Raw genomic sequence first — 15652 nt, 5'->3', positions numbered from 1 at the left:
AGCAGGTGGTCGACGGGAAGTGCATGATCGACGGGAAGTGCATGATCGACGGGAAGTGAAGCGTGGGCGACGTCCAGGGACATCGGCACCCGCGCGCCCCAGCCGCCGGCACGAGCACAAGGGGACGACGCGTATTCCCCGTTCCTGTTCATCCCTGGCGTAAGGCTCCGGCATGCCACCGCGCGGACCGCGGACGTACGGTCGTCGCGTGAGCTCACCCCAGCTGCCCGCTCATCCCCCCGCGAACCTCCCCACCACCGTCGGCGCCCTGCGCGCGTCCGGCCACGAGTACCGCTCGGTCAAGGAGGAGGTCCGCGCCAACCTCCTGGACCGCATGCGCGGCGGCGAGAACCGCTTCCCCGGCGTCGTCGGGTTCGACGAGACCGTGCTGCCCGACCTCGAGCGCGCCCTGCTCGCCGGTCACGACCTCGTGCTGCTCGGCGAGCGCGGCCAGGGCAAGACCCGCCTGATCCGCACGATCGTCGGCCTGCTCGACGAGTGGACGCCGGTCATCGACGGCGCGGAGCTCAACGAGCACCCCTACGAGCCCATCACCCCGGCCAGCCGCCGCCGCGCCGCCGAACTCGGCGACGCGCTCCCGGTCGCCTGGGTGCACCGCAGCGAGCGCTACGCCGAGAAGCTGGCGACGCCCGACACGAGCGTGGGCGACCTGATCGGCGACGTCGACCCGATCAAGGTGGCCGAGGGCCGCACCCTCGGCGACCCCGAGACCATCCACTTCGGGCTCGTGCCGCGCACGCACCGCGGCATCTTCGCCGTCAACGAGCTGCCCGACCTCGCCGAGCGCATCCAGGTCTCGCTGCTCAACGTGCTCGAGGAGCGCGACGTGCAGGTCCGCGGCTACGTGCTGCGTCTGCCGCTCGACGTGCTGCTGATCGCGAGCGCCAACCCCGAGGACTACACGAACCGCGGCCGCATCATCACCCCGCTCAAGGACCGGTTCGGCGCCGAGATCCGCACGCACTACCCCCTGGACGTCGACCTCGAGGTCGACCTCGTCCGGCAGGAGGCCCAGCTCGTCGCCGAGGTGCCCGACCACCTGCTCGAGGTCATCGCCCGCTTCACCCGCAACCTGCGGGGCGCCTCGGCGATCGACCAGCGCTCCGGGGTCTCGGCGCGGTTCTCGGTCGCCGCGTCGGAGACGGTGGCCGCCGCGGCCCTGCGCCGCGCCGCCGTCACCGGGGAGGACGCCGCGGTCGCGCGGCCGGTCGACCTCGAGGCGGTGCCGCCGGTGCTGCGCGGCAAGCTCGAGTTCGAGTCCGGCGAGGAGGGGCGCGAGGAGGAGCTCCTGACGCACCTGCTGCGCCGCGCGATCGCCGAGACCGCGCGCAAGCGACTCGCCGGGGTCGACCTCGGCCCGCTGGCGGACGCCGTCGCCGAGGGCCGCAAGGTGGTGACGGGGGAGCGGGTCCCGGCCCGCGACGTCGTCGCGACGCTGCCCGCGGTGGCCGTGGTGCGCACCGTCGCCGAGCGCCTCGGCGCGGGCGACAGCGAGGCGCCCGGCCCGCTGGCCTCCGCCGTGGAGCTGGCGCTCGAGCACCTGTATCTGACGCGGAAGCTCGCGAAGGACAGGGACGACTCAGGCGAGGACTCCGATGGGCAGGTGACCTATGGCGGCTGACCCGTCCGACGCCGACGACGACCGGCCGGGCCCGTCCGGCCCGGTCGGTCCGCGCTCCGGGCGCTACACCTACGGCCGGTTCTACGACGGCCCCGACCCGCTCGCCCCGCCGTTCGACCTGCGCGAGGCGATGGACCAGCTGGGCCGCGACGTCATGGAGGGCACCAGTCCGCGCTCGGCGATGCGCGAGCTGATGCGCCGGGGACTGCGTGACCAGCAGGGTCTCGACGACCTGCAGCGCCGGCTGCACGAGCAGCGGCGCCGGCTGCAGCGCGAGAACCGGATCGACGGCACCCTGCAGGAGATCCGGGAGCTGTTGGACCGGGCGCTGGAGGCCGAGCGGAACTCGCTGCAGGCCGAGGACTCCGACGACGCCCGGTTCCGCGAGATGAGCCTGGACGCGCTGCCGGACTCGACGGCGGGCGCGGTCAACGAGCTGGCGAACTACGACTGGCGCAACGCCGAGGCGCGCGAGGCCTACCAGCAGATCCAGGACCTCATGGGCCGCGAGGCGCTGGACCAGCGCTTCCAGGGCATGAAGGAGGCGATGGAGAACGCGACGCCGGAGGACGTCGAGGGTGTCCGGGAGATGCTCTCGGACCTCAACGACCTCCTGGAGGCGCACGGCCGCGGCGAGGACACGGCCGAGCAGTTCGCCGAGTTCATGGCCAAGCACGGGCAGTACTTCCCGGAGAACCCGAGCAACGTCGAGGAGCTCGTCGACATCCTGGCGCAGCGCTCGGCGGCGGCCCAGCGGATGATGAACTCGCTCTCGGCCGAGCAGCGCGCGGAGCTCGAGGGCCTCATGCAGTCCGCGTTCGGCGACCCGCGGCTGGCCGAGCAGCTGTCCCGCCTGGACTCCCAACTGCAGGCGATGCGCCCCGGCGAGGACTGGGACGGGCAGGGCCGGTTCCGCGGCGACAACCCGATGGGCATGGGCGAGGCGACGCGGGCCATGGAGCAGCTCGCGCAGCTGGACTCGCTCTCCGAGCAGCTCTCGCAGTCCTACCCCGGCGCGCGCATGGAGGACATCGACCTCGAGGCGCTCGAGGCGTCGCTGGGCCGCCAGGCCCGGGTGGACGCCCAGCGGCTCGCGGAGCTCGAGCGCGAGCTCGAGAACCAGGGCGTGTTCGAGCGCGCCCCCGACGGCTCGCTGATGCTCTCGCCGAAGGCGCTCCGACAGCTCGGGCAGTCCGCGCTGCGCGACGTCGTGGGGTCGCTCTCGACCCGGCGCGGCGAGCGGGAGACGCAGCGGTCCGGCGCGGCGGGGGAGGCCAGCGGCGCGACGCGGCCGTGGGCGTTCGGGGACACCGAGCGCTGGGACGTCTCACGGACGCTGCTCAACGCCGAGATGCGGCACGCGTCCGGGGACGACCGCGCCCTCGACGTCACCGACGTGGAGATCGTCGAGACCGAGCAACGCACCCGCGCCGCGGTGGCGCTGTGCGTGGACACCTCGTGGTCGATGGTCGCCGACGGCCGGTGGGTGCCGATGAAGCGCACCGCGCTCGCGCTGCACCACCTGGTGTCGACGCGGTTCCGCGGCGACGCGCTCCAGATCATCACCTTCGGGCGCCACGCCCGGACGGTGGACCTGGGCGAGCTGACCGGGCTGGAGGGCGCCTGGGAGCAGGGCACCAACCTGCACCACGCGCTGATCCTCGCGGGCCGGCACCTCCGGAAGAACTCCGACGCCGCGCCCGTCGTGCTGGTCGTCACGGACGGGGAGCCGACCGCGCACCTCGAGCCGGACGGGCACGCCGTCTTCGACTACCCGCCGAGCCCGGAGACGCTGCGGGCGACGCTGAACGAAGTGGACGCGATCGCCCGGCTCCACGCCGCGCTCACCGTGTTCATGCTCGGTGAGGACCCGCGCCTGGAGGAGTTCGTCGACATGGTGGCGCGCCGCAGCGGCGGGCGGGTCGTGGCGCCGGACCTCGACGGGCTGGGCGCCGCGGTGGTCAGCGACTACCTCTCGAGCCGGCGCCGCTGACGGCGGGGTCGTGGCGCTGAGACATTCGATCAACCGGTGGCTCAGCGTCACGACGTGAGGGAGCTGACCGCCTCCGACGTGTGATCCACCCGAACGGCGCTAGCAGTGAGTTACTGTGGGAGTCGGCCGGAGTCGAACCCCCCGCGACTCCCGCCGTCCCGGCCGGGCCCTTCCGCTACGGCGGGGCCGTCGTGCTCGCCCGCGACGTCCCCGTGGCAGGACCCGGCCGGGTCCCACACCGTCGTTCGCGCCGGGGTCCGGAACGGTTCGGTGCGCCACGGTTCCGCTCCGTCGGGGGCCCACGGGGGCATAGGGTCTGCGGCATGCGTTCGTGGTCTCCGGTCGAGGTCCCCCAGGTGCCCGGCACCCCACCGCCGCTGCGACTCTTCGACACCTCGACCGGCCAGGTCCGGCCGACCGCGCCCGGTCCGTCGGGCGCCGGGATGTACGTCTGCGGCATCACCCCCTACGACGCCACCCACCTCGGTCACGCCGCGACCTACCTGGCGTTCGACCTGATCAACCGCTGCTGGCGCGACGCCGGGCACGACGTGCACTACGTCCAGAACGTCACCGACATCGACGACCCGCTGCTCGAGCGGGCCGCGCGGGACTCGTTCGACTGGATGGTCCTCGGCATGCGGGAGACGGCGCTCTTCCGCGAGGACATGGAGTCGCTGCGGGTGCTCCCGCCGCGGGAGTTCATCGGGGCCGTCGAGGCCGTCGACGAGATCTCCGAGCTGGTCGGGAAGCTGCTCGCGTCGGGCGCGGCCTACCGGGCCGACGACGCCGAGTTCCCCGACGTCTACTTCGACCACACCGCGACCGCCGACTTCGGCTACGTCTCGCGGTACTCCATCGAGCGCATGACCGAGGTCTTCCCCGAGCGCGGCGGGGACCCCGACCGGCCCGGCAAGCGCCACCCCCTCGACGCGCTGCTGTGGCGCATGGCCCGCGAGGGGGAGCCCTCGTGGCCGTCCGACCTCGGCGACGGGCGCCCGGGCTGGCACGTCGAGTGCACCGCGATCGCCCTCAACCGGCTCGGGGAGACCTACGACGTGCAGGGCGGCGGGTCCGACCTCGCGTTCCCCCACCACGAGTTCGGTTCCGCGCACGGCGAGGCGCTCACCGGCGCGCACCCCATGGCCCGGCACTACTGCCACGCCGGGATGATCGGGCTCGACGGCGAGAAGATGTCCAAGTCCAAGGGCAACCTCGTCTTCGTGTCTCGGCTGCGCGGGGACCGCGTCGACCCGATGGCTGTCCGGCTGGCGCTGCTCTCCGGGCACTGGCGCACCGACCGCTCCTGGACCGCCGACCTGCTGACCGACGGCCAGGCGCGCCTGTACCGGTGGCGCGAGGCCGTCTCGCTTCGCTCCGGGCCGGACCCCACCGAGCTGATCGACCGGGTGCGGGTCCACCTCGCCGACGACCTCGACAGCCCCGGCGCGCTCGCCGCCGTCGACGCGTGGGCCGAGGAGGCGCTGCGTCGCCCGTCCTCGGGCGTGGTCGACGACGCCGGGCCCCGGGTCGCCGCGGCGGTCGACGCGCTGCTCGGCGTGGCCCTGCACTGAGCCGGACCGGACCGTGACGAGCGGGCGGGGGGACGGCGGGGTGCGCGCCGCGCCGCCGACGCCGTCGCGGGTGCACGCCCAGCGCGTCGTCACCCGCCGCTTGGAGTCCGCACTCGTCGGGCGCGACCCGCACGCCGACCCGTCGGGGGCCGACCCGGGCCGGACCCGCCGCCGGGCGCTGGTCGTCGGGGCACTCCTGGGGGCGCTGGCCCTCGGCGTCGCCGCGGTGATCGGCCTGGTGCGCGGCGACGCGGACTGGCGGGCGGCCGCGATCGTGCGCGGGACGCCGTCGGGGACGCTCTTCGTGGTCGCCCACGGCCCGGACCGCCTGGTGCCCACGACCGACCTCGCCTCGGCCCGCCTGCTGGCGGCCGGCGTGGACCCGGCGCGCGCCGAGCCGGCGTCAGGGGAGGGCCCGGTCGACCCGGTCCCGGTCCGTGACGACGCGCTCGACGGCGCCCCACGCACCGCCCCGGCCGGGCTCGCCGCCGCGCCCGCGGAGCTGCCCGACACCGACGCGGCGCCGGTCGCGGACGCCTGGGCGGTGTGCGACGCGGTCCGCGGCCCGGCCGAGCCCGACGCCGGCCGCCGCGCGACGGCGGTGCTCGGCGGCTTCCCGGCGCTGGGGCGCGGGCTCGGCGGGGACGAGGCGGTGCTGGCGCGCGGCGACGACGGCGTCACGTGGCTCGTCGCCGACGGCCACCGGGCCGCGCTCGACCCGACCCAGGGCGCGGTCGTCCGGGCCCTGGGCATCGCGGGGGAGCCCGCCCGGCCGGCCGGCTCGGCGCTGCTGGGCACCCTGCCCGCCGGGCCGCCCCTGGTCCCGCCGCGGGTGCCCGGCGCCGGACTGCCGCCGAGCGACCCCGCGACCCGCGCGCTCGGGCTGCCCGTCGGCGCGGTGGCGACGGCCGGATCCGCCACGGCCCCGCGCTCGGTGCTCGTCCTCGACCGGGGCGTGCAGGAGATCCCCGCGGTCGTCGCGCAGCTCGTCCGGTTCGCGGACCCCGCCCCGGTCGCGGACCCCGGCATCGCGACGATCCCCGCCGCGACCCTCGACGGGCTGCCGCGGGCGGTCGGGGTCGACCCGGGCGCCTACCCGCGGGCGTTCCCCCGGCTGCTCGGGGTGGCCGAGGCCCCGGTGCTCTGCACCCGCCCGAGCGCGGTGGCGGGCGCGCCGACGGCGGTCACGGTCGCGGGCTCGCTGCCGACCCCAGTGCCGCCCACGCCGGCCTCGGACCCGACGATCCCGGGCCCGCGGGCGGTCGACGCGGTCCGCATCGCCGGACCCGGGGCCTACGTCGTGCCGGTGGGGCCGGGGGAGACGCCGGACCCGGGCCGCGGCGTCGTCGTCGACCCCGTCGGCCGGGTCTACCCGGTGGACGGGGTGCGGGCGGCCGCCGCGCTCGGGCTGGGGGCACCGCGACCGGCGCCGCGCAGCGTCGTGGGCCTGCTCCCGCGGGGCCCGGCGCTGGACCTGGACGCGGCACGGACCCTGCGCTGAGGGCGGGCCTCAGCGCTCCCAGGGACCGCCGAGGTTCGGGCCGCCCGCGACGCCGCCGGAGCCGCCCGGGTCGGTGCCCGGGTCGCGGCGGCGCAGGTAGCGCTCGAAGTCCGCGGCGATCTCCTCGCCGCTGGCCTCGGTGAGGTCGTTCTCGGCGTCTCCGGCCTCCTCGAGGGCCTTGACGTACTCGCGGACCTCGTCGTCCTCGTCGGCCATCTCGGAGACGGTGCGCTCCCACTTCTCCGCCTGGTCGGGCAGCCCGCCGAGGGGGACCTCGACGTCGAGGACCTCCTCGACCCGCTGCAGCAGCGCGATCGTCGCCTTCGGCGCGGGGGGCTGCGACACGTAGTGCGGCACGGCGGCCCAGAAGGAGATGGCCGGGATCCCGGCCTGCACGCAGGCGTCCTGGAGCACCCCGGTGATCCCGGTCGGGCCCTGGTAGCGCGAGCTCGAGAGCCCGTAGCGGGCGGCGGAGGCCTTGTCGAACGACGAGCCGGTGACCGGCACCGGGCGGGTGTGCGGGGTGTCGGCGAGCAGCGCCCCGAGCGTGATCACCGTGGTGACGCCCAGTTCCTCGGCCTCCGCGATGATCTCCGCCACGAACGACCGCCACCGCATGTTGGGCTCGATGCCCCGGACGAGCACGAGGTCGCGCGCGGACCCGGGCGGGCGGCAGAGCGTGAACCGGGTGGTCGGCCAGTCGATCGCGCGGCTGATCCCGTCGACCAGCCGGACCGTGGGCCGCGAGACCTGGAAGTCGTAGTAGTCCTCGGGGTCGATGGCCCCGAGCTCGCTCGCGTCCCAGTTCAGGGCGAGGTGCTCGACGGCGGTGCTGGCCGCGTCACCGGCGTCGTTCCAGCCCTCGAACGCGCAGAGCATGACCGGGTCGGACAGCTCGCGCGGGGCATCGAGGTGATCGGAGTCGGACACCTGCGCCAGCTTACGGGTCGTGACGAGGCTCGCAGGAGGGAGCGGTTGACCCCGGCGATCACGTTACGATCGTGTGATGGCAACCGAGAGTGAGTCACCGTTCCTGACCGCACTCCACGAGCGTGTCCTCATCGGTGATGGTGCCATGGGCACCGCCCTGCAGGACCAGGACCTCACCCTCGACGACTTCGAGGACCTCGAGGGTTGCAACGAGATCCTGAACGTCTCGCGTCCGGACGCCGTCCTCTCCGTCCACCACGGCCACCTCGACGCCGGCGCGGACGTCATCGAGACGAACACCTTCGGCACCAACTGGCCGAACCTCAACGAGTACGACATCGCCGACCGGATCCGCGAGCTCTCGCTCGCCGGCACGAAGATCGCCCGCGAGGCCGCCGACCAGTACTCGACCCCGGAGCGTCCGCGCTTCGTGTTCGGGTCCAACGGTCCCGGCACGAAGCTGCCGACCCTGGGCCACGCGCCGTTCGCGAAGCTGCGCGACGCCTACGTCGAATCCGTCCTCGGCCAGCTCGAGGGCGGCGCCGACGCGATCCTCGTCGAGACCTGCCAGGACCTGCTGCAGGCCAAGTCGGCCATCCTCGGCGCCTACCGGGCGATGGAGCAGTACGGGCGCCGCGTCCCCGTCATCTGCCACGTGACCGTCGAGCTCACCGGCACCATGCTGGTCGGCTCCGAGATCACCGCGGCCCTGACGGCGCTGGAGCCGCTCGGGATCGACGGCATCGGGCTGAACTGCGCGACCGGGCCCGCCGAGATGAGCGAGCACCTGCGCGCCCTCTCGCGCCAGAGCCGCATCCCGGTGTCGGTGATGCCGAACGCCGGCCTGCCCGAGCTGGGCCCGAACGGCCCCGAGTACCCGCTGCAGCCCCACGAGCTGGCGGACTACTGCGCCTCGTTCATCACCGACTACGGCCTGCAGCTCGTCGGCGGCTGCTGCGGCACCACCAACGAGCACATCCGCGCGCTGGCCGAGAAGTGCAAGGACCTCACGCCCACGCCGCGCACCCCGACGCCCGAGCCGGGCCTCGCCTCGATGTACCAGGCCGTCCCGTTCCGCCAGGACACCGGCCTGCTGATGATCGGCGAGCGCTCGAACGCGAACGGCTCGAAGGCGTTCCGCGAGGCGATGGTCGCGGAGGACTACGAGACCTGCGTGGAGATCGCGAAGGCGCAGACCCGCGAGGGCGCGCACTTCATGGACCTCTGCATCGACTACGTCGGGCGTGACGGCGAGGCGGACATGGACCGCCTCGCGCACGACGTCTCGACGGCCTCGACGCTGCCCGTGGTGCTCGACTCGACCGAGCCCGAGGTGCTCCGTGTCGGCCTCGAGCAGCTCGGCGGCCGCTCCGCGGTCAACTCGGTGAACTACGAGGACGGCGACGGGCCGGACTCGCGGTTCCAGAAGATCATGACGATCGCCAAGGAGCACGGCGCCGCCGTCATCGGCCTCTGCATCGACGAGGAGGGCCAGGCGCGCACCGCGGAGTGGAAGACGCGCGTCGCGTTCCGGATCATCGAGGACCTCACGCAGAACTGGGGCATGCGCGTCGAGGACATCATCATCGACTGCCTCACCTTCCCGATCTCCACCGGTCAGGAGGAGGTCCGCAAGGACGGCATCGAGACGATCAACGCGATTCGGCAGCTCAAGGAGCGCTACCCGGACGTCCAGACCACGTTGGGCCTGTCGAACATCTCGTTCGGCCTCAACCCGGCGGCGCGCCAGGTGCTCAACTCGGTCTTCCTCAACGAGTGCGTCGAGGCCGGGCTGGACACCGCGATCCTCAACGCCTCGAAGATCCTGCCGATGTCGCAGATCGACGACGACGCGCGCGAGGCCGCCCTCGACCTGGTCTACGACCGGCGTCACGAGGAGCGCAACACCCCCGACCCGCTGCAGTACTTCATGGGCATCTTCGAGGGGGTCTCGGCGGCGTCGGCCAAGGACGCCCGGGCCGAGGAGCTCGCGGCGCTGCCGCTGTTCGAACGCCTGGAGCGGCGCATCGTCGACGGCGACCGGAACGGGCTCGAGGCCGACCTCGACGCGGGGATGGAGGAGAAGGACCCGCTCGAGATCATCAACGAGACGCTGCTGGCCGGGATGAAGACCGTCGGCGAGCTGTTCGGCGCCGGCAAGATGCAGCTGCCGTTCGTGCTGGCCTCGGCCGAGGTGATGAAGGCCGCGGTCGCCTACCTCGAGCCGCACATGGAGTCCGAGGACAACTCCGGCAAGGGCAAGATCCTGCTGGCCACGGTCAAGGGCGACGTCCACGACATCGGCAAGAACCTCGTCGACATCATCCTGTCCAACAACGGCTACGACGTGGTCAACCTCGGCATCAAGCAGCCGATCAACGCCATCCTCGAGGCGGCCGAGGAGAACAAGGTCGACGCGATCGGGATGTCCGGGCTGCTGGTGAAGTCCACGGTGGTCATGAAGGACAACCTCAAGGAGATGAACGACCGCGGCGTCGCGCAGAAGTACCCGGTGCTGCTCGGCGGTGCGGCTCTGACCCGGGGGTACGTCGAGAACGACCTCGGCGAGATGTTCCAGGGCGACGTCCACTACGCCAAGGACGCCTTCGAGGGCCTGCGCCTCATGGACACCGTGATGTCCGGCGACACCGAGCGCACCGAGGCCGAGGCGGCCAAGATGGCCGAGCGCAAGGAGCGCCGCGAGCGCTCCCAGCGCATCGCGGCCAAGCGCGAGGCGGAGGCCGAGGAGACCAGGCCCGCGTACGACCCGGACGCGATCTCCGACGTCGCCCGGCGCATCGAGGTCCCCCAGCCGCCGTTCTGGGGCACCCGCGTGGTCCGCGGCATCCGGCTCAAGGAGTTCGCCGCGCTGCTCGACGAGCGTGCGACGTTCTTCGGGCAGTGGGGGCTGCGCGGCTCGAAGGGTGGCGACGGGCCCTCCTACGAGGAGCTCGTCGAGACCGAGGGCCGGCCGCGGATGCGCCAGTGGCTCGACCGGCTGCAGGCCGAGGGCATCCTCGCGCACGCCGCCGTCGTCGCCGGGTACTTCCCGGTGATCTCCGAGGGCCAGGACGTCGTCGTGCTCGACGAGGCCAAGCCGGACGCGAACGAGCTGCACCGCTTCTCGTTCCCGCGCCAGAAGCGCGACCGGCGCCTCTGCCTCGCGGACTTCTTCCGGACCCGGGAGGAGGCCACCGAGCTGGGCAGCGTCGACGTCATGCCGATGAACCTGGTGACGATGGGCCAGCCGATCGCGGACTTCGCCAACGAGCTGTTCGCGAAGAACTCCTACCGGGACTACCTCGAGGTCCACGGCCTGGGCGTGCAGCTCACCGAGGCGCTGGCCGAGTACTGGCACCGCCGCGTGCGCGAGGAGCTGACCTTCGCGGACGGCTCGTCGATGGCCGACCAGGACCCGGCCGACGTCCACGAGTACTTCAAGCTCGGTTACCGGGGCGCCCGCTACTCGCTGGGCTACGGCGCGTGCCCGAACGTCGAGGACCGCGCGAAGATCGTCGAGCTGCTCGACCCGAGCCGCATCGGGGTCGAGCTCTCCGACGAGGACCAGCTCCACCCGGAGCAGTCGACGGACGCGCTGGTCGTGCACCACCCGGAGGCGAAGTACTTCAATGCGTGACCGTGCCTGACCTGCAGGCCGTCCTGTGGGACATGGACGGCACGCTGGTCGACTCGGAGGGCCTCTGGTCGATCACGATGGCCGAGCTCGCCGCCCACCTGGGCGGCGAGCTCTCGGCCGCGACGCGGGAGGAGCTCACCGGCTCCAGCCTGCGGCGCACCGTCACCAGGGTCCTGCGCGAGGTCGGCCGTCCCGACGACGAGGCCGCGGTCTCCTCGGCGGGACGCTGGCTGCTGGACCGGACCGCCGCGCTGTTCGCCGCCGGGCTGGAGTGGCGTCCCGGTGCCCGGGAGGCGCTCGAGGCGGTCCGGGCCGCGGGACTGCGCACCGCGCTGGTGACCAGTACCTACCGCGAGCTCACCGAGGTCGCGCTGGACACGATCGGGCGCGGACACTTCGACGTCACGGTCTGCGGGGACGAGGTGGCGGCCACGAAGCCGGACCCGGCCCCGTACCTGCGCGCGGCCGACCTGCTCGGGGTGGACCCGGCCCGCTGCGTCGCCGTGGAGGACTCCCCGTCGGGCACGGCGTCGGCCGTCGCGGCGGGCACCACGGTGCTCGTCGTGCCGTCCGGGGTCGAGGTCCCGGCGGGGGAGCGGCGCGCGTTCCGGGACACGTTGGCGGGACTGGGTGCCGACGACGTGCGGTCGTTGCTCGCGGCGGGCGTGCCCTGAGGTGGCGTTAAGCCATTCGGCCTAGTGATCTGCCGCCGAGCGCGACACGCCTACCGACCGCCGCCGACCGCTTGCGGCGCGACGACCGATTCGGGGGGCGGGCACGGACACGGTGGTGCGACCATCAACAGACGTGAAGACGTTCGAAGAGCTCTTCGAGGAGCTCACCACGAAGGCACGCGACCGGCCGGCGGGATCGGGCACGGTCGCCGCGCTCGATGACGGTGTGCACGCGCAGGGCAAGAAGGTGCTGGAGGAGGCGGGTGAGGTGTGGCTGGCCGCCGAGCACGAGTCCGACGACAAGCTCGCCGAAGAGGTCTCCCAGCTCCTCTACCGCACCCAGGTCATCCTGCTCGGTCGCGGCCTCACGCTCGCCGACGTCTACAAGTACCTCTGAGCCCGTCACCGACCCCTTGACATCCCGGGCGCGAGCCTGATCGCGTCCACCAGGAGAGAGCCATGCTCCGCGTCGCCGTCCCGAACAAGGGATCCCTCGCCGACGAGGCGTCCCGCATGCTGCGTGACGCCGGCTACCGGCAGCGGTCGGACAACCGCGACCTGTCGTTGACCGACGAGGCCAACGGGGTGCAGTTCTTCTACCTGCGCCCCAAGGACATCGCGACCTACGTGTCGGAGGGGCAGCTGCACCTCGGCATCACCGGCCACGACCTCACCGAGGAGTCCTCGGCCTCGGTCAACGAGGTCCTCGAGCTCGGGTTCGGCGCCTCGCAGTTCCGCTACGCCGCGCCGATCGCCAACGACTGGACCGTCCAGGACCTCGCCGGCAAGCGGATCGCGACGTCGTTCCCGCGGCTGGTGCGCGCCAACCTCGCCCAGCAGCGGATCGCCGCCAAGGACGTCATCCGCCTCGACGGCGCCGTCGAGGTGTCGATCGAGCTCGAGGTGGCCGACGCGATCGCCGACGTCGTCTCGACCGGCCGGACGCTCGCCCAGCACGGGCTCGCGACCATCGGCGACCCGATCCTCAGCTCGCAGGCCGTCGTGGTCGACCGCAACGCCAAGTTCGACCAGCAACCCGACTCGAACGACATCGCGAAGGCGAAGTACCGCTTCGTCGAGCGGCTGCGCGGCGTGGTGTTCGCCCGCCAGTACGTGATGCTCGACTACGACTGCCCCATCGAGGTGCAGGACGACGCCGTCCGCGTCACACCCGGCGTGCAGGCACCCACGGTCGCGCCGCTGTCGCTCGACGGCTGGGTCGCGGTGCGGGCCATGGTCCGGCGCACCCGGGTCAACGACGTCATGGACGAGCTGGCCGACCTGGGCTGCACCGGCATCGTCACCGCCTCGCTGCAGTCCTGTCGCGCGGTGCTGCCGGGGACCGGTGGCGTCAGCTCGATGCCGGGCGCGACGCCGCCGCCGGCCGAGGCGCCCACGGCGTCGGGCCGCCTGGGGGTCGCGGGGCGCTGACCCCGGGCCGGGCTCGGCGCCGGCCGCGCGGCGCCCTCAGCGGGGCCGCACGGTGAGCGCCTGCGCGGCCCGCCCGACCGGGCCCGCCTCGTCGTGGACCACCGAGTACGCGGTCCCGGTGCCCTCCGGCCCGATGACGCTGTCCGCGTCCAGCCCCGTCCACTCGCCCTGCGGGGCGCGGTGCAGGTGCAGGGTGAGGTCGGTGTTGACGAACAGCCAGCGCCGCAGGTCCAGCCGGGCCGCGCAGCCGTTGGTGGAGTCGGCGACGGCGGCCAGGCGCTGGGCGGGGGAGGGCTCCTCGCCGGCCACCACCTGGGTCATGACCCGGCCCCAGGCCCGCCCGGGCCCCACGTCGTCGAGACCGCCCTCGATCCACCGCCAGTCCACCGAGCTCAGGTAACCCGGCAGCCACCCGTCCGGGAGCTCCCGCGTCCACCCGGTCTCCGGGCCCGGCAGGGCGGGCATCGCCGCGCCGGGCACGGTGACGACGGCCGCGGTGTCGATCACCCCGTGGAACCACCCCGTCGCCCGGGCCACCGCGCGCAGCTCCCCGGAGCCCGGGTCGCGTGACGCGAGCTCCGCGGTGACCAGCTCGATCGTGCGGCCCCGCCGGGCGGTGCGGGAGGTCACCTCGAGCGGCCCGACCGGGACCTTCCCGAGCACCTCCACCGTCACCCGCGCGAGCCGGACGTCGTCCCGCCCGGACTCGCGCTCCAGCGCACGGACCAGCAGCGCGCTCGGCGGACCCATGTGCTGGGCGTCGGGGAACCAGGGGCCCGCCGTCGACCCGGAGGCCTCGACGGCGGTGCGCGTGCCGTCGCCCGGGCCGGGGCCCTCGTCGAGGACGGTGAAGTAGGGCTCGGGAGCGGGGGAGCTCATGGCTTCCCATCCTGATCTCCGGGTGGGTCCTCGGGCCAGCCGGGGTAGGGCGGCGGGGTGCCGCCGAAGGCCGGGCACAGCGCCTGGTGCGAGCACCACGTGCACAGCCGTCCCGGGCTCGGACGGAAGTCCCCGGTCGGGGCGGCACGCTGCACCGCCCGCCACAGCGCCACGAGGGTGCGCTCGAAGCGCTCGAGCTCCTCGCGCCCGGGGCGCAGGCCGAGGCTCTCGCCGTCGCCGAGGTACATCAGGCGCAGCGCGCGGGGCAGGACGCCGCGGCCGCGCAGCAGGACCAGTGCGTAGAACTTGAGCTGGAAGAGCGCCCGGGCCTCGAACACCGCGCGGGGAGCGGCACCGGTCTTGTAGTCGACGATCCGGAGCTCGCCCGCGGCGTCGACGTCCAGGCGGTCGACGTACCCGCGCAGCGCCACCCCGGAGTCCAGCTCCGCCTCCAGGAACACCTCGCAGGCCTCCGGGGACAGCCGCGTCGGGTCCTCCATCGTGAAGTAGCCGTCGACCAGCCGGGCGGCGTCGGCCTCGTCCAGCAGGGCGCGGTCCTCGGGGGTGAGCTCGGCGACGACCTCGGCGAGCAGCCCGTGCGCCCGATCCGGGAGCCGCTCGGGCGCGGGGAGCCCGAAGAGCCGCTCGAGGACCGCGTGCACGACGATCCCGCGCACCTGGGCCGGGGACCGCCGCTCGGGCAGCCGGTCGACCACCCGGAACCGGTAGAGCAGCGGGCACTGCTTGAAGTCCGCGGCCCGGGACGGCGAGAGCGCGGGCCGGCGCCGCGGGCGCTCCTCGTCGAGCCGCCGCGGGGTGACCGTCCGGTGCTCGTCGGGCGCCGTGCGGGGGAGGGGCACCGCGAGCGGCCCGGCTACGAGGGCACCCTCGGGCTGCCCGCCACCGAGCCGCCCGTCGGCCGCAGGCCCGGCAGTCGGGTTCGCGTCGATCATGTCCGGCACGCTACGACGGCCCCCCGACAACGACGGCCGGTTCGGCCCGGTCGCCCCGGAGGCCACGCGTCCCCCATGATCAACAGCACACCGGGCAGCTCCTCGGGGTACCGGGCCTGCTCCACGTGCCCCTCGTCCACTGCTTCCGTGACCCATGCTGATCAACAGCACAGCAGGCAGCCTGTGAGGCCGAAGAACCTGCCCCGTGTGCCCCTCGCGGGCGGTGCGACGAACCTCGTCGACCAGACGGGCAGGGACCGGGCGGCGAGGACCCGCGGAGGGGCCGCCTAGGCTGGCGCGCCGTGCAGGACGAGGTGGCGGGCCCCCAGGACACGGCCGACGTGTCGCCGGCCGAGGACCACCTCGCCGGCCCCGACGACGCGGGCCCCGCGACGACCGACCAGGCCGAGCCGACCGGGGACCAGGCCGAGCCGACCG

11 protein-coding genes are annotated in these 15652 nt (G+C 73.8%); 8 read left to right on the top strand and 3 right to left on the bottom strand.

Annotated features, from left to right (window positions below; translation table 11 throughout):
• The first annotated feature begins 208 nt into the window (after positions 1 to 208).
• The 4 genes from AC0CYZ_RS20765 to eccB all read left to right on the top strand — a co-directional run bounded on the left by AC0CYZ_RS20765 (position 209) and on the right by eccB (position 6710).
• Positions 209 to 1642 carry a sigma 54-interacting transcriptional regulator gene (locus AC0CYZ_RS20765; RefSeq protein WP_472218784.1) on the top strand — a complete coding sequence of 478 codons (1434 nt, stop codon included), beginning with the start codon at positions 209 to 211 and terminating at the stop codon, positions 1640 to 1642.
• The gene (locus AC0CYZ_RS20760; RefSeq protein WP_472218782.1) at positions 1632 to 3635 is read left to right on the top strand and encodes a vWA domain-containing protein; all 2004 of its coding nucleotides are present in this window, start codon (positions 1632 to 1634) and stop codon (positions 3633 to 3635) included. The genes AC0CYZ_RS20765 and AC0CYZ_RS20760 overlap by 11 nt, the downstream gene beginning before the upstream one ends.
• Before the next feature lie 323 nt (positions 3636 to 3958).
• Positions 3959 to 5209, top strand: a complete 1251-nt coding sequence (gene mshC / locus AC0CYZ_RS20755) for a cysteine--1-D-myo-inosityl 2-amino-2-deoxy-alpha-D-glucopyranoside ligase (RefSeq protein ID WP_472218780.1) — start codon at positions 3959 to 3961, stop codon at positions 5207 to 5209.
• 13 nt (positions 5210 to 5222) lie between these two features.
• Entirely contained in the window at positions 5223 to 6710 is a 1488-nt protein-coding gene (gene eccB, locus AC0CYZ_RS20750; protein WP_472218778.1) for a type VII secretion protein EccB, read from the top strand.
• A gap of 9 nt (positions 6711 to 6719) precedes the next feature.
• On the opposite strand, the gene AC0CYZ_RS20745 is transcribed toward eccB, so the two are convergent.
• A complete protein-coding gene (locus AC0CYZ_RS20745) occupies positions 6720 to 7589 on the bottom strand; it encodes a PAC2 family protein (protein ID WP_472218786.1) in 870 nt (289 codons plus the stop codon).
• A 127-nt stretch (positions 7590 to 7716) separates the two neighbouring features.
• On the opposite strand from AC0CYZ_RS20745, the gene metH reads away from it, so the two are divergent.
• The 4 genes from metH to hisG all read left to right on the top strand — a co-directional run bounded on the left by metH (position 7717) and on the right by hisG (position 13382).
• A complete protein-coding gene (gene metH / locus AC0CYZ_RS20740) occupies positions 7717 to 11277 on the top strand; it encodes a methionine synthase (RefSeq protein WP_472218776.1) in 3561 nt (1186 codons plus the stop codon).
• A 2-nt stretch (positions 11278 to 11279) separates the two neighbouring features.
• Positions 11280 to 11951, top strand: a complete 672-nt coding sequence (locus AC0CYZ_RS20735) for an HAD family hydrolase (protein ID WP_472218774.1) — start codon at positions 11280 to 11282, stop codon at positions 11949 to 11951.
• A 133-nt stretch (positions 11952 to 12084) separates the two neighbouring features.
• On the top strand, positions 12085 to 12348 hold the full coding sequence (locus AC0CYZ_RS20730; protein ID WP_472218772.1) for a phosphoribosyl-ATP diphosphatase: 264 nt from the start codon (positions 12085 to 12087) through the stop codon (positions 12346 to 12348).
• 62 nt (positions 12349 to 12410) lie between these two features.
• Positions 12411 to 13382, top strand: a complete 972-nt coding sequence (gene hisG / locus AC0CYZ_RS20725) for an ATP phosphoribosyltransferase (RefSeq protein WP_472218770.1) — start codon at positions 12411 to 12413, stop codon at positions 13380 to 13382.
• 36 nt (positions 13383 to 13418) lie between these two features.
• Here hisG and AC0CYZ_RS20720 read toward each other — a convergent pair whose 3' ends face one another.
• Positions 13419 to 14261 (bottom strand): thioesterase family protein, encoded by an 843-nt coding sequence (locus tag AC0CYZ_RS20720; protein WP_472218768.1) that lies wholly within the window; start codon positions 14259 to 14261, stop codon positions 13419 to 13421.
• A complete protein-coding gene (locus AC0CYZ_RS20715) occupies positions 14258 to 15214 on the bottom strand; it encodes a RecB family exonuclease (protein WP_472218766.1) in 957 nt (318 codons plus the stop codon). Before AC0CYZ_RS20715 ends, AC0CYZ_RS20720 begins: the two co-directional genes overlap by 4 nt.
• Between the last annotated feature and the right edge of the window lie 438 nt (positions 15215 to 15652).

It is taken from the genome of Actinomycetospora sp. (assembly GCF_055612215.1).
This window is presented reverse-complemented; position numbering and strand designations above follow the sequence as displayed.